The organism is Enterobacter cloacae complex sp. 372C4 (assembly GCF_050030615.1).
GTDB classification, from domain to species: Bacteria; Pseudomonadota; Gammaproteobacteria; order Enterobacterales; family Enterobacteriaceae; genus Enterobacter; species Enterobacter intestinihominis.
Window position 1 is genome coordinate 458,246 of the sequence record NZ_JBLGUQ010000001.1, and the last position, 25,190, is coordinate 483,435.

A 25,190-nucleotide genomic window follows, 5' to 3' on the forward strand; every position below is an offset into this window, starting at 1 on the left:
TTTATTACAGCAACTCACGCGCCGCCGACACAATGTCATGTGCCGTCAGGCCATACTCCTTCTGCAGGAAGTCCTGCGTGCCTACCTGACCGTAACGCTCCTTCACCCCAACCCGCCGCATCGGCACCGGACAGGTTTCCACCAGCACTTCCGCCACCGCCGACCCCAGCCCGTTGTGAATGCTGTGGTTTTCGCAGGTCACAATACGCCTGGTTTTCTCGGCATAATTTTTCACCAGCATCCGATCGATGGGCTTCAGAGTAAACATGTCGATGACCGCTGCGCTTACCCCCTCCTGCTCCAGCTGGCGCGCCGCCTCCAGCGCTTCCGCCACCATAATGCCGTTAGCAATCAGGGTAATATCGGTTCCCTCGCGCAGCACGTTGCCCTTGCCGATGGTGAAGGTTGACCCCGGGGCATAGACGCTCGGCGCCTGTTTACGGATGGTCCGCACCCAGTAGAAGCCTTCCAGGTCGATAAGCTGACGCAGCACATCTTCGAACATCACCGCATCGGTCACCTCCAGCACCACTGAATGCGCCAGACCGCGCACGATGCCCATATCCTCAAACGACATATGCGTCCCGCCGTTGTGGCAGGCCGTCACGCCCGCATCCGAGGCAATCACCTTCACGTTATTGCGCTGGTAGTCCAGGGACATAAACAGCTGGTCGAAGCAGCGACGGCTGGCAAAGGCGGTAAAGGTATGGACGAACGGCTTACGTCCGGTGAGCGACAGCCCGGCGGCCGTCCCAATCACGTTGGCCTCCATAATGCCGCAGTTGATGACGTGCTGTGGATAATCACGCGCTACGCCGTCCATCGCCATCGAACTCATCAGATCCGCTTCGAGCGCAATAATCTCGCTCCCGGCCTCAATCTGTTTTGCCACAAAACCCGCATAGACCTTACGCATCTCAACCGAATCTTTCTGTCCTGTCGGTGCAACCTTAATCATGTGAAGCCTCCAGTTGGCGAATCGTCTCGTTGAGCGCCGCTTTGCTTTCCTCAGTTAATCGCAGGTGATGCGAGTTGCTGAGCTGTTCCAGGTATGGCACCCCCTGCCCTTTGATGCTGTCGAGGATCACCACTCGCGGACGCGCATCGGTCGCAGGGATCGGTGCGGTCACCTCCAGCAGCGCCGGAATGTCGTCCCCTTTCACCGTCACCACGTCAAAACCAAAGGCCCGGAATTTGCCTTCCAGATCGAAGGCGCTGATGATTTCGTCCAGCTCGCCGTCGAGCTGCTGTTTGTTCCAGTCCACGAACACCGTCAGATTGTTCAGTCGATGGTGAGCAATAAACTGGAAGGCTTCCCAGCACTGCCCTTCGTTCAGCTCCCCATCGCCAACGATGCAAAACACCCGGTTTGGCCTTTCTGCCAGCTTGTGCGACAGCGCCATGCCGCCTGCAATGGAGATCCCCTGCCCCAGCGATCCGGTGGTGGCATCCACGCCGCGTGTTTTCAGGCGATCCGGGTGGCTTGGCAGACGCGTTCCGTTCTGGTTTAGCGTGCTCAGCTCTTCAATCGGGAAGTAGCCCTTAATCGCCAGCGTGCTGTACAGCGCCGGGCCCGCATGTCCCTTCGACAGCACAAAGTAATCGCGCTCTGGCCAGTCCGGATCGGCCGGGTCTATTTTCATCACCGCGCCGTACAGAATGGCCAGCGTTTCAACGACTGACATGCTGCCGCCGTAGTGACCAAAACCCAGCTGCGTCAGGGATTTCAGCGTCTCAAGGCGGATCTGACGCGCCAGTTCGGTTATTTCATTCTCATTCATGATTTGGCTCCGGGGTTTTCCTGCGCGTTACCGCTTGCAGGTTTGTTTTTAGCGAAGACGTTGTAGGCCACCAGCAGCGCAAACAACACAACAACCAGTCCGGTGATGGCAAGCGGCGACAGGAAGCGCGCCAGGTTGCCGAGCACAATCCCGACGGCGCCAAAGTCGGCGTCCGAGAAGGTCGTATTCGCAAAGCCAATCGCGCCCAGAACAGGCAGCAGCAGGACCGGCAGGAAGGTGATCAGCAGGCCGTTAGCAAAGGCGCCAATCATCGCCCCGCGACGTCCGCCGGTGGCGTTCCCAAACACGCCCGCCGTTGCACCGGTGAAGAAATGCGGCACGACGCCCGGCAGGATCAGCACCCAGCTAAACTGACCGCAGATGAACAAGCCTACAATCCCGCCGAGGAAGCTGAACAGGAAGCCAATCAGCACCGCGTTTGGCGCATACGGGTAGACCACCGGGCAGTCCAGCGCAGGTCGCGCATTGGGCACCAGTTTTTCCGAGAAGCCGGTAAAGGCCGGGACAATTTCCGCCAGAATCAGGCGCACACCCTGCAAGATGATAAACACGCCTGCCGCGAAGGTGATGGCCATAATGATGGCGTACACCAGGTAGTTCTGGCCGCCGCTGAAGGTGGCCTCCACGTACTCACGCCCGGCGCTCACCGCCATAATCAGGTAGATAATCATCATGGTCAGTGAGATGGAGATCGAACTGTCGCGCAGGAAGCTGAGGTTCTTCGGCAGGTTCATCTCTTCGGTGGAGCGCGAGCCTTTACCGACCTTGCTGCCAATCCAGCCGGACAGCACGTAGCCCAGCGTGCCGAAATGACCGAAGGCGATCTCATCGTTGCCGGTAATACGCTTCATATAGCGTTGCGCAATCGCCGGGAAGAAGGCCATAATCAGGCCGAGGATCAACGAACCGGTGAAGACCAGCCCTACCCCTTCGAAGCCTGCGACCGTCAGGATCACGCCAATCATGCACGCCATGTAGAAGGTGTGATGCCCGGTCAGGAAGATGTACTTCAGGCGGGTAAAGCGCGCGACAATAATATTCGCCACCATCCCGAAAGCCATAATGAGCGCGGTGGAGGCACCATATTTTTCCAGGGCAATTGACACAATAGCTTCATTGTTGGGAATAATGCCCTGAATATTAAAGGCGTGCTCAAACATACCACCGAGCGGATTTAAAGAGCCCACCAGCACGGTGGCGCCGCCGCCTAGTACAATAAAGCCGAGAATGGTTTTAATTGTGCCTTTTACCACATCTGAAAAGGCTTTTTTCTGCGCCACCAGACCAATCAGGGCAATTAACCCGACCAGGACTGAAGGGACTTTTAAAATATCAACAACGAAATTCAGCGTTTCAAGGATAAACATATCCACCTCGCCTTTTCAGGATTATTGTCTTTCGAACCAAGCGCGCAGCTGCGCTTCGAGTTCGTTGATATCGATAATATTGTTGATCACCACCAGCTGGCTTTCCGGCACGCTGGCGCTGGCGGCAATGTCTTTCGCCATTACAAACAGGTCCGCCGCGCCCGGCGTGGCCGAGGAGAGATCGGAGTGTTCAACCTCTGCCTCAATTTCCAGTTTTTTGAGCACCTTTTTAATATTCATTTCGACCATAAAACTGCTGCCCAGGCCGGAGCCGCAAATAGCCATAATTTTCATTGTTATCCCCTTTTTTGAGTAGAGTACGCCCCATCACGCTGACGCGTAATGTTGAGATGAATCGGATTAAATAATTAAATCAGAAGCGATTGATAACGGTTTTTATCTCCTCCAGCGTATTCGCCCGATGTAATTCAGCCATATCTTCGTCGCTGGAAAATAATTCTGCTAAGGCGGAGATCATTTCGATATGGCTATGTTTGTCCGGCGCCGCCAGCATCACAATCACATCGACGGGGTCAAACTCACCAGCACCAAATGAGACGCCCTGTTTCAGTTTTAATAATGACAGGCCAAGTCCTTTCGCCCCTTCTTCCGGTCGCGCATGTGGCATTGCCAGCCCAGGAGCCAGCACATAGTAGGGACCTAACCTGTGATGCTGCTCAATGATAGCCGTGACATATTCCGGCGCAATGACCTGCAAATTCAGCAGCGGTTTCGCGCACAGTTCCAGCGCCTGGGGCCAGCTTTCAACGCTATCCTGTAGGATGATGGTTGTATCATATATCCACTTTTTGAGCATTTTTCACTCCCGCTAAAGACCAGACATGGGCAAACTCTATTCAACCCATCAATTAATGACTGCGATCGCGATCACAAAGATAGCGCTACCAACGACTAACATGCAGAACTGTGATAGCGCTATCAAATTGCTATCCTGGTGCGAAATCACAGCAAAAAAAGGGATTTAAGGCGTATACTGCCTGTCACGTAAAATGAAGGATGAAACTAAATCGCGTCCTGTCAGCAGGAAGATGTATGTCTTTAACCCGAAAACGGCGCAGTACCGGAAAAGTAACGCTCGCGGATGTCGCGCAGCTTGCCGGCGTAGGCACGATGACTGTTTCCCGTGCCCTCCGCACGCCCGAACAGGTTTCCGATAAACTGCGTGAAAAAATTGAAGCCGCGGTGCAGGAGCTGGGTTACATGCCCAATCTTGCCGCCAGCGCACTGGCATCGGCATCGTCATGGACGATTGCGATGGTAGTACCCAATCTTTCCGAAGCTGGCTGTTCCGAGATGTTCGCCGGGCTACAGCAGGTGCTCCAGCCAGCCGGATATCAGATTATGCTGGCGGAATCTCAGCATCGTCTTGAACAGGAAGAGAAACTGCTTGAAACGCTGCTGGCCTCGAACATCGCCGCGGCGATACTGCTCAGCGTCGAGCACTCCGATACCGTGCGACACTGGCTAAAAAACGCCTCTATCCCGGTGATGGAAATGGGTGCAATGCGTGCCGATCCTATTGATATGAATATCGGGATTGATAACGTCGCCGCCATGTATGAACTTACCGAAATGGTGATTCAGCGCGGCTACCAGAATATCGGCCTGCTGTGCGCTAACCAGGAGCAGTGGATTTTTCAGCAGCATTTGCAGGGCTGGTACAAGGCGATGCTGCGCCACCACCTGTCGCCAAACAGAGTGATTAATGCCGCCATGCCGCCGAGCTTTTCCACCGGTGCGGCACAATTGCCGGAGTTTCTGCTGGCGTGGCCGGAGCTGGATGCGCTGGTGTGCGTATCAGATGAACTGGCCTGCGGCGCGCTATATGAGTGCCAGCGTCGGCGCATCAAGGTGCCGGACGATCTGGCGGTCGTAGGTTTTGGCGACAGCGACGTCAGCCGCGTCTGTCAGCCGCCGCTGACGACGATGGCAGTACCGCACCGCAAGATTGGGATTGAAGCCGGGAAAGCGTTACTGGAACGTCTGAATGACGGAGACTGGCGCGACCATAAACCCATCGCGTCCAGCCTGTGTCTGCGGGAAAGCTGTTAAGGCTTACTCAGCCTCTTCCTCTTTTTCCGGCTTATTTTCCGGTTTAGCGGATTCGTTTTTGGCGTTGCGGGTCATCCACAGCGCCAGTGCTTTAAGGGAATCCGGCGTGAATTCGTCGCAACGCGCGGTGATCTCTTCCGGCGTCATCCAGCACACTTCGCTCACTTCCTCTTCCTGCAAGGCGAAAGGTCCGTGGGAAACGCAGCTAAACAGCCCGCCCCAGACGCGACAATGCTCATCTTCGAAATAAAACTGTCCGTGCTCGGCAAACGGCACGCCAGCGATACCTAACTCTTCTTCCGCTTCACGACGCGCGGAATCCAGCAATACTTCATCGGCCTGCACGACGCCACCCGCTGTGGCATCCAGCATACCAGGAAGAAAATCTTTGGTGTCGGTGCGACGCTGGACCAGAATCTTGCCCATGCCGTCATGAACAACGATGTACGTCGCGCGGTGACGCAGACGCTCCGCACGCATTTGTTCGCGGCTGGCCTGCGCGATCACTTCATTCTCTTCGCTGACAATGTCAACCCACTCAGTACTTGCCAAATGATTCTGCTCCACCATCGGGAAACCTTCTCGTCTAAGCGCTCTTTCGGCGCGTTTGCAGTTGTGGTGTAACTTACGGATTAATCGCTATCTGCGCAATAACTTGCTGATCATTAAGTGCGATAACGCTTAATGTCCCGTCTTCATACATGCCGTAGCTTGCCGGGTTACCGCCTTTAGGAATGCTGACAGACCCGGGGTTAAAGTGGTAAAACGCCCCGCGTTTTTCCGCCACCGGAATATGAGTATGACCATAAACCAGGACATCGCCAGCGGCGAGTGACGGCAGGTTATCCGGGCCGAACAGGTGCCCGTGGGTCAGGAACAAACGGCTGTTTTCCATCAACACCTGTTGCCAGGGAGCGGTGATGGGAAATTGCAGCAGCATCTGGTCAACTTCGCTGTCGCAGTTGCCGCGAACGGCGATAATGCGCGAGGCAAAATGATTAAGTTTTTCCGCCACCTGCGCGGGAGCATACCCTTCCGGCAACGCATTGCGTGGGCCGTGGTTTAACACATCGCCCAGGATCACCAGCCATTGCGCCCCGCTTTGGGCAAACAGAGATAACACGCGTTCGGTCGCGGGCAGCGATCCATGAATATCCGACGCAAACATCAGTTTCATCAGTTACTCCTCGGGAATTCAGACTGCCCCTATCATACCTCAAGCGCCCCGTCTTATCAGCCCGCGCGCTTAGCAGAGAGTGCCAGATAGCGCTGTACCGACGCGCGTTGCCACTGGAATGTGGCGTAATCCACCAGTAGCTGTGGGACGTCATCGCCGTTGAGGATCAGGCGATTGAGCATCAGCGCCAGATCGGTGTCGGCAATACACCACTCGCCAAACAGGTTTGGGTTACCCTGTGACAGCAGCGATGACGCGGTATCAATCAGCTTCCGGGCGCTGGATAAGCCTTCCTCGCTGAGGGCGGGCTTTTTGACGCCAGCGAACACCACGTCCGTGGAGCGTTCTGTGCGAATCGGCACCAGGTCGCTACGCAGCCACGCCTGGATCTGGCGGGCGCGGGCGCGCTTTTGCAGATCGTGAGGATAGATGCGTTCCCACTCTGGTGGGGCAAAGCGGTCTTCAAGGTACTCGTCAATCGCTGAGGATTCACTCAACTCAAAACCGTCAATCTCCAGCACAGGGACACGGCGGGTGAGCGCGTAGCCCTGCCACTGAGGTTGCAGATGTTCGCCGCTGTCCAGGTCAACGGTTTTCAGACTAAAAGTTAGCCCCTTTTCTGCCAGCGCCACATAAACGCTCATGACATAAGGAGAAAAAAAGTTCGCATCGGACCACAACGTTATTACAGGCTGGCTCATAACATCCTCATCGGCTGATCGGTTTTCACTCAACATATAATCTCTTTGCCTCGCTGTCACTTGATGAAAACTCACGATTTACAACAAGCACCTATACTGATTTTTCATGGCAACACTATTCGCACTGACAGGAGTTGAGAATGATAGATCTCTATTATGCCCCCACCCCTAATGGCCATAAGATCACCCTCTTTCTTGAAGAAGCCGAACTGGACTACCGGATCATTCGCGTGGATATCAGCAAAGGCGATCAGTTCCGCCCCGTTTTTCTGGCCATCTCGCCCAACAATAAAATTCCGGCCATCATTGATAACCTGCCTTCTGACGGGGGCAAACCGTTAAGCCTGTTTGAGTCCGGAGAGATTTTGCTTTATTTGGCAGAGAAAACCGGCAAGCTCCTGAGCGGGGAGTTGCGCGAGCGTCATCACACGCTGCAATGGTTATTCTGGCAGTCGAGCGGCCTGGGGCCGATGCTGGGGCAGAATCATCACTTTACCGCCTATGCGCCGCAGACGATCCCTTACGCCATTGAGCGATATCAGGTCGAAACCCAGCGCCTGTACGGGGTCCTGAACCGTCGGCTGGAAAAATCACCGTGGCTGGGAGGTGAGCATTACAGCATCGCAGATATCGCCTGCTGGCCGTGGATCAACACCCATGAACGCCACCGGATCGACCTGGCCACTTATCCGGCGGTTAACAACTGGTTTGAGCGCATCCGGACCCGCCCGGCAACCGAACGCGCCATGCAAAAAATCCATCAGATTTGAGCCTGTGCCCCGTTGGGTGCAGGTGTTCTCCTCATGTATGATGAGGTAAAAATACTGACACGGAGAAGACCTGCAATGTCCCAGCATGACGCTATTATTCGTATAAAAAACCTACGCTTACGCACATTCATTGGTATCAAAGAGGAGGAGATCGCGAATCGCCAGGATATCGTGGTGAATGTCGTGATCCATTACCCGGCAGACAAGGCGCGCGCCAGCGAAGACATCAATGACGCGCTGAACTATCGCACGATCACCAAAAGCATCATCCAGTACGTTGAGAACAACCGTTTTGCGCTACTGGAAAAATTAACTCAGGATGTGCTCGACATCGCACGCGAACACCACTGGGTCACTTATGCTGAAGTGGAGATCGATAAACTTCACGCCCTGCGCTACGCCGACTCCGTCTCCATGACGTTAAGCTGGCAGCGCCAGGCGTAAACCTGGAGGTTGTATGAAGATCCTGCTCACCGGCGGTACGGGGCTGATTGGTCGCCATCTCATTCCACGTTTGCAGGCGTTGCATCACGACATTACCGTGGTCACGCGCAGCCCGGAGAAAGCGCGCCAGGTGCTGGGCACCGGCGTTGAGATCTGGAAAGGCCTGGCGGAAAGGCAGGATCTGAACGGCTTTGACGCCGTCATCAACCTTGCAGGCGAACCAATCGCCGATAAACGCTGGACCGAAGAGCAAAAACAGCGTTTATGCAGCAGCCGCTGGAACATGACTGAAAAGCTGGTTGAGCTGATTCGTAACAGCGAGATGCCGCCCTCGGTGCTGATTTCCGGCTCTGCAACAGGCTACTATGGCGATCTTGGTGAAGTGGTGGTGACCGAAGAAGAGCCGCCGCACAACGAGTTTACCCATAAACTCTGCGCCCAGTGGGAGCGTATCGCCTGCGGGGCGCAGAGCGATAACACCCGCGTCTGCCTGCTGCGCACCGGCGTGGTGCTTGCTCCGAAAGGCGGTATTCTCGGTAAAATGTTGCCGCCGTTTAAAATGGGGCTTGGCGGGCCCATCGGCAACGGTCGTCAGTATCTGGCGTGGATCCATATCGACGATATGGTCAACGGTATTCTCTGGCTGCTGGATAACGACCTGCGCGGGCCGTTTAACATGGTATCTCCCTACCCCGTACGTAATGAACAGTTTGCTCACGCCCTGGGTCATGCCCTGCATCGCCCGGCGGTACTGCGCGTGCCTGCGACGGCGATTCGGCTGTTGATGGGCGAATCTTCGGTGCTGGTGCTGGGCGGCCAGCGCGCGCTGCCAAAACGGCTGGAAGCGGCAGGATTTACGTTCCGCTGGTATGACCTGGAAGAGGCGCTGGGGGATGTGGTGCAGTGAATATGTTAGAGTTATACGCCATCTCTGGATGATATGGCGTAACTATGGCAACCATCACCACAACCCGGCTTCACCTCACCCCTTTCGAACCTTCTGACTGGGCGTTCTTTCGCTCTCTGCGCGAAGACCCCAACATCATGCGCTATATGGCCGCTATCATGCCTGAAAAAGAGACGCGCCGCGTATTTGCCGCGCGCCTGATGGCGGAGCATGTCTTTGTGATCCGTCTGCATAACGACGTTACGCCGCTCGGGGATATCGGCCTGCAAATCAGTGCGGCGAACCGTGAAGAGGCGGATATTGGCTACACGGTTGTGCCTGACGCGCAGGGAAAAGGCATTGCCAGCGAGGCGCTGCGGGCGGTGTGTGAGTATGCATTTAACCAGACGGGCGTGAAGGCGATAAACGCGTACGTGCTGGCGGATAACGTTGGGTCGGTGCGGGTTCTTGAGAAAGCAGGTTTTGTGCGCACGCAGGTACTGGAGAAGGCGTACGAGATTAACGGCGTACGGTATGACGACTGGGTGTATCGGCTGGAGTGTGGTGCGGTCTGAATGCCGGGCGACACTGCGTTTGCCCGGCCTACGGTTTTTGTAGGCCCGGAAAGCGAAGCGCCACCGGGCAATTGGGCGGCTCTGGGGCTGATGCCCTCACCCCGTCCCTCTCCCACAGGGAGAGGGAGAAAGGCGAAAGATTACTTCAACGAGCCTTTCAGGAACTGCTGCAAACGCGGGCTTTGCGGGTTCGCCAGCACTTCGTCCGGATGCCCCTGCTCCTCAATCTTGCCCTGATGCAGGAAGATAACGTGGTTAGAAACGTTACGGGCGAAGCCCATCTCGTGCGTCACAACCACCATCGTTTTGCCCTCTTCCGCCAGCTTCTGCATGATGCGCAGCACTTCGCCAACGAGTTCCGGGTCCAGCGCGGAAGTCGGTTCGTCAAACAGCAATACTTCCGGCTCCATCGCCAGCGCGCGGGCGATGGAAACACGCTGCTGCTGTCCCCCTGACAGGTGCACCGGATATTTGATCTGCTGCCGCTCGTCGATCCCCACTTTCGCCAGGTATTTCACCGCACGCTCGCGGGCTTCCTGCTTGCTTAAGCCGAGCACCTGAACCGGCGCTTCCATCACGTTCTCCAGCACCGTCATGTGGCTCCAGAGATTGAAGTGCTGGAATACCATTGTCAGACGCGTACGCAGCAGGCGCAGCTGGTTTTTATCCGCCACTTTAAGCTGACCGTCTTTATCACGGACCATGTTGATGTTCTGTCCGCTCACCACAATCGATCCTTCGCTCGGCTTTTCGAGGAAGTTGATGCAGCGCAGGAAGGTACTTTTACCCGAACCTGATGAGCCGATAATACTGATCACGTCGCCCGCGTTAGCCTCCAGCGACACCCCTTTCAGCACTTCATGTTCGCCGTAGCGCTTGTGCAAATCAATTACGTTTAATTTGTTCTCAGCCATCATAAATTCTCAGTGCGTCGACGGTTTTATATGCTGCAACCAGCGTTTTTCAGCCTTACGGAACAGGCTGATCAGGACGTAAGAAATGATCAAATAGAGCACTGCCGCAATACCAAACGCCGTAAACGGCTGGTAGGTGGCAGAGTTAATATCGCGGGCAATCTTTAACAGATCCGGCACCGTGGCGGTAAACGCCAGTGCCGTCGAATGCAGCATTAAAATCACTTCGTTGCTGTACGCCGGCAGCGCAATGCGCAGCGCTGAAGGCAGAATAATACAGCGATAGAGCTTCACGGACGAGAAGCCGTACGCGCGCGCCGCCTCAATCTCACCGTGCGGCACGGAACGAATGGCCCCGGCGAAGATTTCGGTGGTATAAGCGCAGGTATTAAGGGTCAGCGCCAGCACCGTACAGTTCAGACCGCTGCGGAAGAACGCGTTCAGCATCTCGGTGCCTTTCACGATCTCCAGCGTGTACATTCCGGAATAGAACACCAGCAGCTGCACGTACAGCGGCGTACCGCGAAACACGTAGGTGAACAGCCAGATCGGAAACTGGATAAATTTATTGTTCGACACGCGGCCAATGGCGAGAAACACCGCCAGAATGCCGCCCATGACCACCGAGGAGATCAGCAGCCACAGCGTGATCGCCACGCCAGTAAAGCGGTAGCCATCCGTCCACAGCAGGGATTTCCAGTACTCCTGAATAATCTCAATCACAGGTCAGCCCTCTTCACACCCACGGAGTAGCGACGTTCGAGCAGAAGCAGCACACCATTGGAGACGGTCGTAAAGACCAGATAGATTACGCCGCAGACTACCGCAAAATAGAACGGTTCCCAGGTGCTTTTACCCGCCAGCTGCGTGGCCTTCACCACATCTTCCAGACCCAGCAGGGAGACCAGCGCCGTTGCCTTGAGAATAACCTGCCAGTTGTTACCGATGCCCGGCAGCGCGTAGCGCATCATGGCCGGGAACATGATCCGGCGAAACGTTTGTGAGGAGGTAAAACCGTAGGCGGTCGCCGCTTCAATGTGCCCTTTCGGCACGGCCATGTAAGCGCCGCGAAAGGTCTCAGTGAAATAAGCACCGTAGATAAAACCAAGGGTAATAATACCGGCCACCATCGGGTCGATATCGATCTGATCCATGCCGATGGCATCCGTGACGCCGTTAAGTGCGATTTGCAGGCCATAAAAGATCAGCAGCATCAGCACCAGGTCAGGCACGCCGCGAATCAGCGTGGTATAGCCTTCAAATATCAGCGCCAGCGGTCTGTTGGCGGATAACTTTGCCCCCGCGCCCGCCAGGCCTATCAGCACCGCCAGCACCACGGAGCTGATAGCCAGCTCAAGGGTGACAAGCGCGCCCTGTAAAATAACGCCAGAAAATCCGTACAGCATACCGCGTGCCCTGTCGTCTCGTGAGTGGTGGAACCGTGTCTTTTCCCCTCCCGCAACGGGAGGGGCCGCACGTTATCAGACGGGGCGATTAGCCGCCGTAAACATTAAAATCGAAGTACTTTTTCGCCAGCTTGTCGTAAGTGCCGTCCGCGCGCATCTCGGCGAACGCTTTGTTCAGGGCTTCACGCAGTTCGTTGTCTTCTTTCCGCAGGCCCATACCGGTACCAACGCCAAAGAGTTTTTCGTCCTTAATGGACGGCCCCCCGAACTTGTAATCTTTACCCACAGGCTGTTTCAGGAAGCCTTCGCTTGCCGCCACTTCATCCTGGAATGCCGCGTCAATACGGCCTGCCGTCAGGTCTGCGTAGATGTTTTCCTGGCCCTGGTAAGAGACAATTTCAATCCCCTTTGGCGCCCAGTGCTCGTTACCGTAGGTTTCCTGCGTCGTACCCTGCAACACGCCCACGCGTTTGCCCTTCAGAGATTCAAGGGTTGGCTGAATGTCAGAAGATTTCGCCACCACCAGACGTGAGTCCGCCGCATAGAGTTTGTCCGTGAAGGCAATCTCCTGCTGACGTTTTTCGGTGATAGACAGGGAGGACATGATCACGTCAATTTTTTTCGCTTTCAGGGACGGGATTAGCGCGTCCAGCGGGTTTTCAACGTAGGTACATTGCGCTTTAATGCGTTTGCACAGCTCGTTAGCCAGATCGATGTCAAAACCGACCAGTTCCCCCTTCGCATTTTTCGATTCGAAAGGCGCGTAGGTTGGGTCAGTCCCAATACGAATTTTCTGCGGAATGGCTGCGAATGCTGCGGTGGCGCTGGAAAAGGCCAGTACCAGAGAAAGTGACAACACCAGTTTTTTCATATCTGTCCTCAACAAACTGTCTAAATACGAGATTTTACGACTACGGGGTGCCGTTAATGTGCCATTAATCCCCTCACTCAGGCAAAGATTAATGCCTCTGAACGGGAATTTTTGCATTTAAAATGCTTAACTATGCACACGGCGGTCCAATATGGTGCATTGCTTGCACCATACTGGAACACTTCCCCTAAAGATGCACCACATCAGTGCATCTCATTCAGGTATTAATCACCGTAGACGTTGAAATCAAAGTATTTCTTCGCCAGTTTGTCGTAGGTACCGTCTTTACGCAGCTCATTAAACGCGTTGTCGAAGGCGGCTTTCAGCTCGGTATCATCCTTACGCAGACCAATACCGGTGCCGTCGCCAAAGTATTTTTTGTCTTTCACCGACGGGCCGGCAAAGGCGTACTCTTTACCCGCAGGCTGTTTCAGGAAGCCTTCGCTCGCGGCGACTTCATCCTGAAACGCGGCATCCAGACGGCCTGCCGCCAGGTCAGAGTAGATCAGATCCTGGTTCTGGTAAGCGACCACATCGACGCCTTTCTCGCGCCAGTTAGCATTGGCGTAACCTTCCTGGGTCGAGCCCTGAAGCACGCCAACATGTTTGCCTTTCAGCGAGTCGATGGTCGGCTGGATTGGCGAGCCTTTCGCGGCAATCAAACGTGAGTCGGCAGCGTAGAGCTTCTCTGAGAAGGCGATCTCCTGCTGACGTTTTTCCGTGATGGAGAGAGAAGAGATAATGGCATCAATTTTCTTGGCTTTCAGCGACGGGATCAGCGCGTCAAAGTCACTGCCCACCCATGTGCATTTCACTTCCATGCGTTTGCACATCTCATTTCCCAGATCGATATCAAACCCCACGAAGTCGCCTTTCGCATCCTTGGAGGAGAAAGGCGCGTAGGTTGCGTCTGTACCGATACGAACTGTCTGTGGTAGCGCTGCATAGCTACTTGCTGCTGCACTCAAGCCCACGAGCAAAGACAGAGCCAGAACCGTCTTCTTCATACATTTACCCTCAAGAACCGTGATTTTATTATGGTTTATGTTGTGTGTTGTGTTGCAGGCTGCTCTTGCAGGTCTTATGCCACATTGTCGTCGGGTTAAAACTACGACGTTAAATATGTTAATAAAACGTTGCGATACTGCCTTAATGGTGAAAGATAGCAGGTCTGCCGAACGAACCGGAAAGAGAAAAAGGGAAAAAGCGAATTAAATGTCGAGGATATGATCGCGGTTGCAGTTTTGCCCTGAAACAGGGCAAACAGTCATTTCATGCACCTTGTTTGTGCACAGCCTCACGCCCCCTGCCAGCGGGTAAAGAGATCTTCCGGCAGGTCTATATCGAACTGATCCAGCACGCGGTTAACGGTCTGGTTGATGACATCGTCCAGCGTTTGCGGACGATGATAGAACGCGGGGACCGGCGGCATTATCACAGCTCCCAGTTCGGCTGCCTGCGTCATTAAACGCAGATGTCCCAGGTGCAGCGGCGTTTCCCGCACGCAGAGCACCAGAGGACGACGCTCTTTCAGCACCACGTCCGCCGCACGCGTCACCAGCGTGTCGGTATAGCTGTTTACGATACCGGAGAGGGTTTTAATCGAACAGGGCAAAATAACCATGCCGGCCGTTTTAAACGAGCCCGAAGAGATGCTGGCGGCGATATCGCGGGCATCGTGGACAACATCAGCCAGCGCCTGAACGTCGCGCAGAGAGAGATCGGTTTCAAGAGAGAGGGTCTGACGCGCCGCCTGGCTCATCACCAGATGGGTTTCTACGCCAGCAACGTCACGCAGCACCTGTAACAGCCGGACGCCATAAATCGCGCCGCTGGCACCGCTGATCCCTACAATGAGTCGTTTCATGATTTTTGCCCTTGCTGATTTCAGGGCTGACTGTGCAGGATTTTACGGGGAGTTGCAAGTGAGGGCATTCGCCCTCACTTGCCGGAGCATCAACCTTCGTTGTGCATCTCTAAGCTTTCGAGATCGTTTTGCAGCTGGACGGCTTTCGCATCGTCGTTACGCAGAGAATCAAGGTAGTCGAGATACTGCTGGTCTACGTCTTTTGTCACGTAGATCCCATTGAATACCGAGCATTCGAACTGCTGAATATCCGGGTTCTCGGCGCGCACCGCGTCGATCAGATCGTTCAGATCCTGGAAAATCAGGCCGTCGGCCCCGATGATCTGGCGAATCTCATCCACTTCACGGCCATGCGCAATCAGCTCATTAGCGGTTGGCATATCAATGCCATACACGTTCGGGAAGCGAATTTCCGGCGCTGCGGAGGCGAGATATACTTTCTTCGCCCCGGCCTCACGCGCCATCTCGATGATCTGCTCAGACGTCGTGCCGCGCACAATGGAGTCGTCCACCAGCAGCACATTCTTGTCGCGGAACTCGGCACGGTTAGCGTTTAGCTTACGACGTACGGACTTACGACGCAGCTGCTGGCCCGGCATGATAAAGGTGCGGCCAACGTAGCGGTTTTTCACGAAGCCCTGACGGTACGGCTTGTCCAGAATACGGGCAATTTCCAGCGCGATATCACAAGAGGTTTCAGGGATTGGGATCACGACGTCGATGTCGAGATCGTCCCACTCGCGGGCAATCTTCTCGCCCAGCTTCGTCCCCATGTTGACGCGCGCGCTGTAAACGGAAATTTTGTCGATGAACGAGTCCGGACGCGCGAAGTAAACGTATTCGAACAGGCACGGGTTGCTCACCGGGTTGTCGGCGCACTGGCGGGTAAACAGCTGGCCCTTCTCGGTGATGTAGACCGCTTCGCCTGGCGCGACATCACGCAGGAATTCGAAGCCCAGCGTGTCCAGCGCCACGCTTTCGGAGGCAACCATGTACTCGGAACGGCCATCGCCGAGGTCACGTTTGCCGAGCACCAGCGGGCGAATGCCGTTTGGATCGCGGAAGGCCACCATGCCGTGACCGATAATCATCGCCACGCAAGCGTACGCGCCACGGATCTGGCGATTAGTCGCGGCAACGGCGGCAAAAATGTTGTCTGCTTCCAGCGGATAATGGCGGAAGTTATCCAGCTCGCTGGCAAAGATATTGAGCAGGATTTCAGAATCAGAGGTGGTATTAATGTGGCGACGTTTCTCTTCAAACAGCTTTTTACGCAGCTCGTGGGCATTGGTCAGATTGCCATTGTGGGCAAGCGTGATGCCATACGGGGAGTTAACGTAAAAAGGCTGAGCCTCAGAGGCGCTGGAACTACCAGCAGTAGGATAACGAACGTGACCGATCCCCATATTACCTTGCAGACGCTGCATATGGCGGGCTTCAAACACATCGTTTACCAGGCCGTTCGCCTTGCGTAAACGGAAGCAGTTGTTTGCATCAATGGTGATGATACCCGCAGCATCCTGCCCACGGTGCTGAAGCACCGTTAACGCGTCATAAATCGACTGGTTTACCGGCATGAAACCGGCGATACCGACAATACCGCACATTCGTCTTTTCCTCGTTAAGCCACATCTCAGGGTTTATGCCCTGGGCAAGAAACTCGACGAGCTTTGCAGATAGTCAAAGAACCATCTGATGATGAAGCTGAACTCCGGAATGAGCTGCGATTTTTGCCAGTCTTCACTTTTGGAGAACCCGGTAAAGGTATCCAGGAAGAACAGGATCGCGGCCACAATGAGCACGCCTCGCAACGCGCCGAAACAGATGCCGAGCACCCTGTCCGTTCCTGACAGACCGGTTTTCTCGACCAACTGACCTATCACGTAATTGACGATAGCGCCGACAATCAGCGTCGCGATAAACAGCACCGCGATGGCGATTCCGTTTCGGACCAGTTCATCTTCAAAGCCCGTGAACCAGACAGACAGGTAAGTGTAGTAATGACTGGCAACAAAGAAAGCACAACCCCAGGTTACCAGCGATAACGCTTCACGAACAAAGCCACGGATCAGGCTAACCAGACAGGAAAAACCAATCACCGCAATGATGGCGTAATCAATCCAGACCATATGTGTCCCACGATTAAACGCCCTGTCATCCAGTTCGGGGCGAATTCTAACAGAAAAAGAAAACGTTTGCGTAGGGATTTCCTTCCCACGCGTAAATAAAAAAGGCGCTGAAAAAATGCTCAACGCCCCTCCGCCTGACGTCTCTGTGGACGTCTGCTTTCTCCCCCTCACCCTAACCCTCTCCCCAAAGGGGAGAGGGAATTATTTGCACCCTCTCCCCTTTGGGGAGAGGGCCGGGGTGAGGGGAGCCTTATCAGTTTGCGCTGTAGTTCATCACCACACCGCTCAGGCCGGAGATCTGCTTCAGTTCGCCAAGCGAACCTTTGAGCTTATCTTTAGACGCATCCGGCCCCACGAGGATACGGGTAATTTTACCCTGTACCGGCGTGGTGGGTGAAGTATAAACACGGTATCCCGCGCCGCGCAGTTTACTCACAATCTCATTGACCTTATCTGCATTTTTCAATGCACCAAGCTGAACGACATAGGCTTTACCCGTAGGGGCGGCCTCCTGCTGGGTCTGTTTGGCCGGTGGCGGCGTTTCCGTTGCCGCAGCCAGCTGCTCGTCGGCTTTGTCACGCTGCGGTTTAGGCTGCGTTTTCTCTACCGGCTTCGGTTTTTCAACCGGTTTGGGTTGCTCTACCGGTACAGGATCGATTTCAACGTTGTTATTCGCGGCCAGACGCGACGGATCAAGAGACGGCGCGGCTGCATCACCTGCGCGCACCTCTTCCGCTGCGCCTTCAGGCGGCTGGGCTGGCAGCGCCTGCGTTGCCGCTGGCAGCATATCGGGCTCGTCGCGATCGCCCGGTTTGGGTACCAGCGGAATGGCCGCAAATTCATCCTGGTAATGCTTTTTCTGCCCGTCGAGCAATCCCGGGAGAATAATCACCCCGAGCGCGACCAGCACAATGGTTCCTGTTAAACGGTTCTGAAACTTACTCGCCACCGGTTCTCCCCGCGTCCATCACTTCCATGACATGTGCCACCGTGTGGAATGACCCACACGCCAGCACGGTATCTTCTGGTTTAGCCTCCGCCATCGCGGCACGCCAGGCCGAAACCACACTGCTGTAGATTTCGCCTTTGCCGAGATGTTCCATCAACTGCTCAGCAGTCGCGCCGCGCGGCCCTTCCAGAGGAGCACAATACCAGCTATCGACCACACTCTCCATGCAGGCCAGCGTGCCGCCGATATCTTTATCATGAAGCATACCGATAACCGCCAGCACGCGCCCGGTTTTTGGTAACGATTTGAGACGTCCTGCGAGGTACGCCGCCGCATGCGGGTTATGTGCAACATCCAGAATCAGACGCGGTGACTCACTCACAATCTGAAAACGTCCCGGTAACAGTGCGTTCTGAATGCCATCGCGGATTGCCTGCTCGCTTACCGCTAATCCGCTGGCGCGCAGGGCTGCCAGCGCAGTCGCCGCGTTAGGCTGTGGCACCTGCGGCAGCGGCAGATTCTCCAGCACGCCCTGCGCATCGCTGAAGCGCCAGCCGTTGTCCTGCACCTCATACTGCCAGTCCACGCCGCGACGCAGCAGTCGAGCACCCTTCTCTTTCGCCACTTCAGCGATGGTATGCGGCATGTCCGGTTCGCCAACCACGGCAGGCTTATTGGCCCGGAAAATACCGGCCTTCTCACGGCCAATGCTTTCGCGGTCGGGCCCCAGCCAGTCGGTGTGATCCAGCGCGATGCTGGTGACGACGGCGACATCCGCATCTACCATATTGGTGGCATCCAGACGCCCGCCCAGCCCCACTTCCAGGATCACCACGTCCAGCTGCGCCTGCTTAAACAGCCACAGCGCCGACAGGGTGCCGTATTCGAAATAGGTTAATGAGGTATCGCCGCGCGCGGCTTCGATAGCGGCAAACGACGCCGTATGGGCCGATTCGGCCAGCTCGGTGTTTTGCACCCGCACGCGCTCGGTGTAGCGCACCAGGTGCGGCGAGCTGTAAACGCCTACCTTATAACCGGCTGCCATCAGGACAGATTCCAGCGTACGGCAGGTGGTGCCTTTACCGTTAGTGCCGGCCACGGTAAACACGAAAGGCGCAGGTTTCAGCACGTCAAGGCGCGCGGCAACCTGGCTTACGCGCTCAAGGCCCATGTCGATAGTTTTACTGTGCAGGTTTTCCAGATAAGAAAGCCACGCGGCCAGGGGCGACGTGGCTTGAGGAATGCTTTTATTTTCCATGATGCCCGGTTGTCATTAACGGTTTAGAAAGCAAAAGGGCAGCGCCATTTGGCCCTGCCCTTTTCAGTTATCAGGCCTCGGGTTCCTGATCCGGTACCACCACGCCTTCGCGCGGCTCGTCCGGGCTCGGCGACGGCAGATTCATCAGCTTCGCCAGGACGCTTGCCAGTTTGAGGCGCATCTCCGGGCGGCGGACGATCATGTCGATAGCACCCTTCTCAATGAGGAACTCACTGCGCTGGAAGCCCGGCGGCAGTTTCTCACGTACGGTCTGCTCGATAACGCGAGGACCGGCAAAGCCGATCAGCGCTTTTGGCTCAGCGATGTTCAGGTCGCCCAGCATCGCGAAGCTTGCAGAAACGCCGCCCATGGTTGGGTCGGTCAGTACCGAGATGTACGGCAGACCGCGCTCCTGCATTTTCGCCAGCGCGGCAGAGGTTTTCGCCATCTGCATCAGGGACATCAGCGCTTCCTGCATTCGTGCGCCACCGGAGGCAGAGAAGCAGATCAGCGGGCAGTTGTCTTCCAGCGCCTGCTCAACGGCACGCACGAAACGCGCACCAACAACAGAGCCCATTGAGCCGCCCATAAAGGCGAACTCAAACGCGGCGGCAACCACCGGCATCTCATGCAGGGTGCCTTTCATGACGATCAGCGCGTCTTTCTCGCCGGTCTCTTTCTGTGCAGAGGCCAGACGATCTTTGTATTTTTTGGAGTCGCGGAACTTAAGCACATCTTTTGGCTCCAGTTCGCTGCCCAGTTCTACCAGAGAACCTTCGTCCAGCAGGCTATGCAGGCGGTTGCGCGCCGACATACGCATATGGTGGTCACACTTCGGACACACCTCAAGATTGCGTTCCAGCTCTGCGCGATACAGAACCTGGCCGCAGCTATCACACTTCGTCCATACCCCTTCAGGAATGCTCGCTTTACGCGTTGGGGTAATGTTGCTTTTAATTCGTTCAATCCAGCTCATTGATAACCTTTCTGCCTGAACCTGGTCGTATGCCAGTTTTGCTGTAAGAGGCGAATAATGCCATTTTTGCCTCCAACAGACCATGAATGTTGCACATTAAAACATAACAGCCCGAAACTTTGGATAAAAAAGTGGTCGAACCGCCAGCGTGCATTTACTTCGCTTGTTTTGCCGCCGCGCGTTTGTGACGAATAATTTCGATCACACCCGGCAGAACGGAAAGCACAATAATCGCTACAATCAGTAACTTAAGGTTTTCCTGAACCACCGGCAGATCGCCAAACAGGTAGCCCGCATAGGTAAACAGCAGTACCCACAGCAGCGCGCCCACCACGTTGTACATGGCAAAATGACGATAGGACATGTGACCCATTCCCGCCACAAACGGTGCAAATGTGCGCACAATAGGCACAAAACGGGCAAGGATAATGGTTTTACCGCCATGGCGCTCATAGAACGCATGGGTCTTATCTAAATAACTGCGGCGGAAAATCTTCGAGTCCGGATTACTGAACAACCGCTCGCCAAACACCCGCCCGATAGTGTAGTTGACCGCATCACCAATAATCGCGGCGATGATCATCAGGACGACCATCAGGTGGACATTCAGGTCATTCGTTGGCAGTGCGGATAACGCGCCCGACACGAACAGCAGTGAATCTCCCGGCAGGAACGGCGTAACCACAAGGCCGGTTTCACAGAACAGAATGAGGAACAGAATGGCGTATACCCAGACGCCGTACTGCGCGACCAGCTCCGCCAGGTGAACATCAATGTGCAGGATGAAATCAATCAGAAAACGTATTACGTCCATATTGTCTAAGCCCTAATTGCGCCTTTGTTTAGTCCGCTAAAAACAGCGGGCCCATTGGCGGTTTTGGCAGGTCGAACCGGTCCGGGTAATCCACCGAAACCAGATACAGACCTTCCGCTTTCGCCGTTGCTGCCGCAAGCGTTCTGTCCTTCGCTGCCAGCAGTTCTGCAATCCAGCTCTCCGGCTGGTGTCCGGCGCCCACTTCCATCAGGCTGCCTACAATATTCCGCACCATATGATGTACAAAGGCATTGGCTTTGATATCCACCACCACATACGCGCCATAACGACTGACGTTAATGTGCATGACGTTACGCCACGGCGTACGGGACTGACACTGCACCGCACGAAACGACGTAAAATCATTCTCTCCAATCAGACACTGCGCCGCACGCTGCATACGTTCTGCATCCAGCGGTTCATAAAAATGCGTCACGCCCTGGCTTAACACCGCCGGGCGCAGGCGCTGGTTGTAGATGACATAACGGTAGCGCCGCGCCGTCGCACTGAAACGCGCGTGAAAATCATCCGGCACAGCTTTCACCCAACGCACGGCAATGTCACCAGGCAAATTCGCATTTACACCCAGCGTCCAGGCCGCGTCTTTGCGCACGGCGGTGGTGTCAAAATGCACCACCTGCCCCGTGCCGTGAACGCCGGCATCGGTGCGGCCCGCACAGAAGACGCTTATCGGTTCATTCGCCACCTGAGAGAGCGCTTTCTCCAGCTTCTCCTGGACGCTGCGCACCTCATTCTGCCGCTGCCAGCCATAGTATTTACTGCCATCGTATTCAATGCCGAGGGCAATTCTGTGGACCGGCTTTTGTTCCACATCTGACATCAGTACAGATACTCCTGCACCAGTTTTTCCGCGATTTTGACCGCCATCAGCGCGCCGCCAAAACGCACGTTGTCGGCAACGGACCAGAACTGCACCTGCTCAGGCATACCGTAATCGTTACGCACGCAGCCCACAGAGAGATGCGCGCTGCCGGTAGCGTCGCCCACCTGCGTCGGGAATTCACTCTCTTCGGACAGGACAAGGTCCTCTCCGCGGCCAAACGCGTCGCGGGCTTCTTCAGCCGCCAGCGGACGCAGGGCTTCAAACCCGACCATCTGCGCATGGCCGTAAAAGACCGGAGACTGCACGACGTTCGCGGAGATCATCAGACCGTCATCCTGCAGAATTTTGCGTGCTTCATCGACGATACGACGCTCTTCCCGCACCGAACCTTCACGATCCGGCAGCAGCGGCAGCATGTTGAACGCCAGCTGGCGGCCAAAGAAATCATCTTCGTCGATCGGGATACCGTTCAGCAGCTTCGCGCTCTGCCCTGCCAGTGCGTCTACGGCTTTTTTGCCGTTAGCGGAGGCTGACAGCAGGCTGGTCACGGAAATACGCGACAGGCCACCGTCGTCGATCAGCGGCTTCAGCGCGGTCAGCAGCTGGCTGGTGAGGCTGTGCGGTACTGCAATGATATTGCGGTTGCGGTAGTCAGCCAGCACAAACGGGTTGACGTCCGGCACCACCAACGGCACATCCGGCTCCAGGGAGAACAGACCGCTCAGGTCGATCACCAGACAGCCTGAATTGGTCGCTTCTTCAATGTAGGATGCCGTGGCTTCCGCACCTGCGGCAAAAAACGCCAGCTGAGCCTGTGTCCAGTCAAACGCGGCGGCATCCTGCACCATCACGGATTTCCCGCCGAAACGCAGATGTTCTCCTGCGCTGTCGGTACGCGCCAGCGCGTAAATGTCGCCCACCGGGAACTGACGCTCAGCAAGGGTTTCAAGCAGGGCTTCGCCCACGGCGCCAGTGGCACCCAAAATGGCAATGTTCCAGCCTTCAGACATGGTGGTTTACTCCAGAAATAAAAAAGCGTCCCTGCCGGAATATCCGACAGGGAGCATTAAGAAGACATTAACGTGCCGGGTGGTGAACGGCGTTAAATCCCAGCTGATGCAACAGCGCCGCCGCGGGGGCGTCATCGCACATCACATACAGGGAGGACCACTCGCGGCGCTCAAGGTAATTTTTGCGCAGCTTGTCAAACTCACCCGGAATACCCGCCACTTTACGCAGCAGCGCGTCATCGCGGCGCACATCATACACCAAATGCACCAGTCTTTTCAGCGTTGCCTCATCCAGCGGTCCATGAAGGGTAATGCGACCAAATTCCGGGGCGGGCAGCAGCGTATCCAGCGCTACCTGCTGCGGATGGCCGATAAAGGCGCTGTAAGCCTCAAACACCTGGGTTGTGCCACGCGCTTTGCCTTCAAGGGTATAACCCGCGATATGCGCGGTACCCACGTCCACCTTATTCAGCAATGCGACGTTGAGATCCGGCTCTGGCTCCCAGACGTCCAGTACGACGCTAAGATCTTGACCCTCGTCGAGACATGTCAGCAGCGCCGCGTTATCCACCACCGGTCCCCGGCAGGCATTTATCAGAATAGTGCCAGCCTTCAGACGGCGGATCAGCTTTTCGTCGGCCAGGTGCAGAGTCTTGTACGGCCCTTCTTTAAAGAGCGGCGTATGGAAGGTGATGACGTCGCACTCGTCGACCAGCTCATCCAGCGTGCGGAAATCGCCCTCATCGCCGTTATCCTTACGCGGCGGATCGCACAGCAGAGTGCGGATGCCCCAGGCTTCCAGACGCTTTTGCAGACGTCCGCCCACGTTGCCCACACCCACAATCCCGACGGTGCGGTCTTTCAGCGCAAAACCATCGCGCTCGGCCAGCATCAATAGCGAGGAGAATACATATTCCACGACGGCAATGGCGTTACAGCCTGGTGCCGCGGAAAAACCAATCCCCGCCTGCTTAAGCCACTGGTCATCCACATGATCGGTCCCGGCCGTTGCCGTCCCGACAAATTTAACCCCTTTGCCGGTGAGCAGCGCCTCATTTACTTTGGTCACCGAGCGCACCATCAGGGCGTCTGCATCGTCCAGTTCGCTGACCGGAATCGGGCGACCAGGGACAGCCTTAACCTCACCCAGGCGGCTGAACAGCTCACGGGCGTAAGGCATATTTTCATCAACGAGGATTTTCACGTCTGAGTACCTGTTTGAGAGGAAGTAAACCTGCCAAGTGTGCCATAATCTCGCCGCCGGGCATATATCTCCGCCCGGTTACGCAGAGTTTGACTTTAAGGATTTTTGACGATGCAGCCCATTTCAGGTACGCCTCCGCGCCCTCCGGGTGAAGGCCCCGTAACGCCCAACACGCCAGGCGAACAACCGCTCTCCACGCAGCAACGCACCGTACTGGAGCGTCTTATCACGCGTCTTATTGCGTTGACCTCACAGCAAAACGCAGAGGTATGGGCCGGCGTTAAGCACGATTTGGGCGTCAGAAACGATGCGCCGCTACAGTCGCGCCATTTCCCTGCCGCCGAACAAAACCTGAACCAGCGTCTTACCAGCGCACAGCAGCAACATACTACCCGCCAGATTATCTCGCAGCTGACCGAGCTGTTGGGCCAGGGGAATAATCGTCAGGCGGTGAGTGATTTTATCCGTCAGCAATACGGTCATACCGCCCTGAGCCAGCTTTCGCCGGAACAGCTGAAAACCGTGTTGACCCTGCTGCAAAGCAATCAGCTTTCTATCCCGCAGCCGCAACAGCGCCCGTCTACAGAGCGGCCATTACAGCCTGCGGAGCATAATACGCTCAAGCAGATGGTCACTAAGCTGGCTGCCGCCACCGGCGAACCGACAAAGCTTATCTGGCAATCCATGCTGGAACTTTCCGGTGTGAAAGCGGGCGAGATGATCCCGGCAAAACAGTTTACCCATCTGGTCACCTGGCTCCAGGCGCGTCAGACGCTCAGCACCCAGAGCGCTCCGACCCTGCACAGCGTACAGGCGGCACTGAAACAACCGCTGGAACCGCACGAGTTCGATATGATCCGGGATTACGCCCAGCAGAGCTGGCAGGCGACACCGCAAACGGTGCTGACCACCGCGCAGGTACAGGATTTACTGAATCAGATCTTCGTTCGCCGCGCCGAGCGGGAAGGCGGCGTGCCGGAGGTAAGAAACATTCAGCCGATCTACAACCCGCTGTTTGCCCCCGTTGTTGACACGTTCAAGACGCTTTCTGCCCGTCCGGGATTGATGTTTATCGCGTTGCTGATTGCGCTGGCGATTTTCTGGCTGGTTGCTTAAAACTGCCGGGTGGCGGCTACGCCTTACCCGGCCTACG

The 25,190-nt window shown here is 55.8% G+C and carries 29 protein-coding genes; 6 read left to right on the forward strand and 23 right to left on the reverse strand.

What is annotated here, in order from left to right; all coding sequences use genetic code 11:
- Nucleotides 1–4 precede the first annotated feature (4 nt).
- The 5 genes from ACQG11_RS02175 to ACQG11_RS02195 form a co-directional block, all read right to left on the reverse strand.
- Entirely contained in the window at nucleotides 5–958 is a 954-nt protein-coding gene (locus tag ACQG11_RS02175) for a transketolase family protein (RefSeq protein ID WP_023306640.1), read from the reverse strand.
- Complete coding sequence (locus ACQG11_RS02180) at nucleotides 951–1,781, reverse strand: transketolase (protein ID WP_032623854.1); 831 nt, start codon at nucleotides 1,779–1,781, stop codon at nucleotides 951–953. The genes ACQG11_RS02175 and ACQG11_RS02180 overlap by 8 nt, the downstream gene beginning before the upstream one ends.
- Complete coding sequence (locus tag ACQG11_RS02185) at nucleotides 1,778–3,169, reverse strand: PTS ascorbate transporter subunit IIC (protein ID WP_017383437.1); 1,392 nt, start codon at nucleotides 3,167–3,169, stop codon at nucleotides 1,778–1,780. Before ACQG11_RS02185 ends, ACQG11_RS02180 begins: the two co-directional genes overlap by 4 nt.
- Nucleotides 3,170–3,190: 21 nt before the next feature.
- The gene (locus ACQG11_RS02190) at nucleotides 3,191–3,463 is read right to left on the reverse strand and encodes a PTS sugar transporter subunit IIB (protein WP_003861447.1); all 273 of its coding nucleotides are present in this window, start codon (nucleotides 3,461–3,463) and stop codon (nucleotides 3,191–3,193) included.
- 79 nt (nucleotides 3,464–3,542) lie between these two features.
- Entirely contained in the window at nucleotides 3,543–3,986 is a 444-nt protein-coding gene (locus tag ACQG11_RS02195; protein WP_058677685.1) for a PTS sugar transporter subunit IIA, read from the reverse strand.
- Nucleotides 3,987–4,222: 236 nt separating this feature from the next.
- Here ACQG11_RS02195 and ACQG11_RS02200 point away from each other — a divergent pair, with 236 nt between their 5' ends.
- Nucleotides 4,223–5,242 carry a LacI family DNA-binding transcriptional regulator gene (locus ACQG11_RS02200; RefSeq protein WP_023300631.1) on the forward strand — a complete coding sequence of 340 codons (1,020 nt, stop codon included), beginning with the start codon at nucleotides 4,223–4,225 and terminating at the stop codon, nucleotides 5,240–5,242.
- A 3-nt stretch (nucleotides 5,243–5,245) separates the two neighbouring features.
- Here the strand turns inward: ACQG11_RS02200 and yfcD are convergent, their stop codons facing one another.
- Genes yfcD through yfcF form a run of 3 tightly spaced genes read right to left on the reverse strand, consistent with a single transcriptional unit; the run spans nucleotide 5,246 to nucleotide 7,120 of the window.
- Nucleotides 5,246–5,812, reverse strand: a complete 567-nt coding sequence (yfcD, locus tag ACQG11_RS02205; protein ID WP_023300632.1) for an NUDIX hydrolase YfcD — start codon at nucleotides 5,810–5,812, stop codon at nucleotides 5,246–5,248.
- A gap of 55 nt (nucleotides 5,813–5,867) precedes the next feature.
- The gene (gene yfcE / locus ACQG11_RS02210) at nucleotides 5,868–6,419 is read right to left on the reverse strand and encodes a phosphodiesterase (RefSeq protein ID WP_023300633.1); all 552 of its coding nucleotides are present in this window, start codon (nucleotides 6,417–6,419) and stop codon (nucleotides 5,868–5,870) included.
- 56 nt (nucleotides 6,420–6,475) lie between these two features.
- On the reverse strand, nucleotides 6,476–7,120 hold the full coding sequence (yfcF, locus tag ACQG11_RS02215) for a glutathione transferase (protein ID WP_038416453.1): 645 nt from the start codon (nucleotides 7,118–7,120) through the stop codon (nucleotides 6,476–6,478).
- A 140-nt stretch (nucleotides 7,121–7,260) separates the two neighbouring features.
- On the opposite strand from yfcF, the gene yfcG reads away from it, so the two are divergent.
- From yfcG to ACQG11_RS02235, 4 genes are all read left to right on the forward strand, one after another.
- Nucleotides 7,261–7,890 carry a GSH-dependent disulfide bond oxidoreductase gene (yfcG, locus tag ACQG11_RS02220; RefSeq protein ID WP_022648841.1) on the forward strand — a complete coding sequence of 210 codons (630 nt, stop codon included), beginning with the start codon at nucleotides 7,261–7,263 and terminating at the stop codon, nucleotides 7,888–7,890.
- A gap of 75 nt (nucleotides 7,891–7,965) precedes the next feature.
- Nucleotides 7,966–8,334, forward strand: coding sequence for a dihydroneopterin triphosphate 2'-epimerase (gene folX, locus ACQG11_RS02225; RefSeq protein WP_003861432.1), 369 nt, complete (start codon nucleotides 7,966–7,968; stop codon nucleotides 8,332–8,334).
- A 13-nt stretch (nucleotides 8,335–8,347) separates the two neighbouring features.
- On the forward strand, nucleotides 8,348–9,241 hold the full coding sequence (locus ACQG11_RS02230) for a TIGR01777 family oxidoreductase (RefSeq protein ID WP_032623851.1): 894 nt from the start codon (nucleotides 8,348–8,350) through the stop codon (nucleotides 9,239–9,241).
- A 44-nt stretch (nucleotides 9,242–9,285) separates the two neighbouring features.
- Complete coding sequence (locus ACQG11_RS02235; protein WP_038416458.1) at nucleotides 9,286–9,795, forward strand: GNAT family N-acetyltransferase; 510 nt, start codon at nucleotides 9,286–9,288, stop codon at nucleotides 9,793–9,795.
- A gap of 140 nt (nucleotides 9,796–9,935) precedes the next feature.
- Here ACQG11_RS02235 and hisP read toward each other — a convergent pair whose 3' ends face one another.
- The 15 genes from hisP to pdxB form a co-directional block, all read right to left on the reverse strand.
- Nucleotides 9,936–10,709 carry a histidine ABC transporter ATP-binding protein HisP gene (hisP, locus tag ACQG11_RS02240; protein ID WP_003861426.1) on the reverse strand — a complete coding sequence of 258 codons (774 nt, stop codon included), beginning with the start codon at nucleotides 10,707–10,709 and terminating at the stop codon, nucleotides 9,936–9,938.
- A gap of 9 nt (nucleotides 10,710–10,718) precedes the next feature.
- Nucleotides 10,719–11,432: an ABC transporter permease gene (locus tag ACQG11_RS02245; protein WP_003861424.1), complete on the reverse strand. Its 714-nt coding sequence runs from the start codon at nucleotides 11,430–11,432 to the stop codon at nucleotides 10,719–10,721.
- Nucleotides 11,429–12,115, reverse strand: coding sequence for a histidine ABC transporter permease HisQ (locus tag ACQG11_RS02250; RefSeq protein ID WP_006811404.1), 687 nt, complete (start codon nucleotides 12,113–12,115; stop codon nucleotides 11,429–11,431). Before ACQG11_RS02250 ends, ACQG11_RS02245 begins: the two co-directional genes overlap by 4 nt.
- An 88-nt stretch (nucleotides 12,116–12,203) precedes the next feature.
- Nucleotides 12,204–12,986 (reverse strand): histidine ABC transporter substrate-binding protein HisJ, encoded by a 783-nt coding sequence (gene hisJ, locus ACQG11_RS02255; protein WP_003861421.1) that lies wholly within the window; start codon nucleotides 12,984–12,986, stop codon nucleotides 12,204–12,206.
- Nucleotides 12,987–13,210: 224 nt separating this feature from the next.
- Entirely contained in the window at nucleotides 13,211–13,993 is a 783-nt protein-coding gene (gene argT, locus ACQG11_RS02260; protein ID WP_154123354.1) for a lysine/arginine/ornithine ABC transporter substrate-binding protein ArgT, read from the reverse strand.
- A gap of 290 nt (nucleotides 13,994–14,283) precedes the next feature.
- On the reverse strand, nucleotides 14,284–14,853 hold the full coding sequence (locus tag ACQG11_RS02265) for a UbiX family flavin prenyltransferase (RefSeq protein ID WP_015572254.1): 570 nt from the start codon (nucleotides 14,851–14,853) through the stop codon (nucleotides 14,284–14,286).
- 89 nt (nucleotides 14,854–14,942) lie between these two features.
- Nucleotides 14,943–16,460, reverse strand: coding sequence for an amidophosphoribosyltransferase (gene purF, locus ACQG11_RS02270; protein WP_008502595.1), 1,518 nt, complete (start codon nucleotides 16,458–16,460; stop codon nucleotides 14,943–14,945).
- Nucleotides 16,461–16,493: 33 nt separating this feature from the next.
- Nucleotides 16,494–16,982 (reverse strand): colicin V production protein, encoded by a 489-nt coding sequence (gene cvpA / locus ACQG11_RS02275; protein ID WP_000262116.1) that lies wholly within the window; start codon nucleotides 16,980–16,982, stop codon nucleotides 16,494–16,496.
- Between the two features lie 253 nt (nucleotides 16,983–17,235).
- Nucleotides 17,236–17,931: a cell division protein DedD gene (gene dedD, locus ACQG11_RS02280; RefSeq protein ID WP_017383444.1), complete on the reverse strand. Its 696-nt coding sequence runs from the start codon at nucleotides 17,929–17,931 to the stop codon at nucleotides 17,236–17,238.
- Nucleotides 17,921–19,189, reverse strand: a complete 1,269-nt coding sequence (gene folC, locus ACQG11_RS02285; RefSeq protein WP_426728141.1) for a bifunctional tetrahydrofolate synthase/dihydrofolate synthase — start codon at nucleotides 19,187–19,189, stop codon at nucleotides 17,921–17,923. Before folC ends, dedD begins: the two co-directional genes overlap by 11 nt.
- Nucleotides 19,190–19,259: 70 nt before the next feature.
- Nucleotides 19,260–20,165, reverse strand: a complete 906-nt coding sequence (gene accD, locus ACQG11_RS02290; RefSeq protein ID WP_022648854.1) for an acetyl-CoA carboxylase, carboxyltransferase subunit beta — start codon at nucleotides 20,163–20,165, stop codon at nucleotides 19,260–19,262.
- A gap of 154 nt (nucleotides 20,166–20,319) precedes the next feature.
- Nucleotides 20,320–20,979, reverse strand: coding sequence for a DedA family protein (locus ACQG11_RS02295; RefSeq protein ID WP_426728142.1), 660 nt, complete (start codon nucleotides 20,977–20,979; stop codon nucleotides 20,320–20,322).
- 28 nt (nucleotides 20,980–21,007) lie between these two features.
- On the reverse strand, nucleotides 21,008–21,820 hold the full coding sequence (gene truA, locus ACQG11_RS02300) for a tRNA pseudouridine(38-40) synthase TruA (protein WP_001286071.1): 813 nt from the start codon (nucleotides 21,818–21,820) through the stop codon (nucleotides 21,008–21,010).
- A complete protein-coding gene (locus ACQG11_RS02305) occupies nucleotides 21,820–22,833 on the reverse strand; it encodes an aspartate-semialdehyde dehydrogenase (RefSeq protein ID WP_032623846.1) in 1,014 nt (337 codons plus the stop codon). Before ACQG11_RS02305 ends, truA begins: the two co-directional genes overlap by 1 nt.
- 67 nt (nucleotides 22,834–22,900) lie before the next feature.
- On the reverse strand, nucleotides 22,901–24,037 hold the full coding sequence (gene pdxB / locus ACQG11_RS02310) for a 4-phosphoerythronate dehydrogenase PdxB (protein ID WP_023306650.1): 1,137 nt from the start codon (nucleotides 24,035–24,037) through the stop codon (nucleotides 22,901–22,903).
- A gap of 111 nt (nucleotides 24,038–24,148) precedes the next feature.
- On the opposite strand from pdxB, the gene flk reads away from it, so the two are divergent.
- Complete coding sequence (gene flk / locus ACQG11_RS02315) at nucleotides 24,149–25,153, forward strand: flagella biosynthesis regulator Flk (RefSeq protein WP_045621148.1); 1,005 nt, start codon at nucleotides 24,149–24,151, stop codon at nucleotides 25,151–25,153.
- The last annotated feature ends 37 nt before the right edge of the window (nucleotides 25,154–25,190 follow it).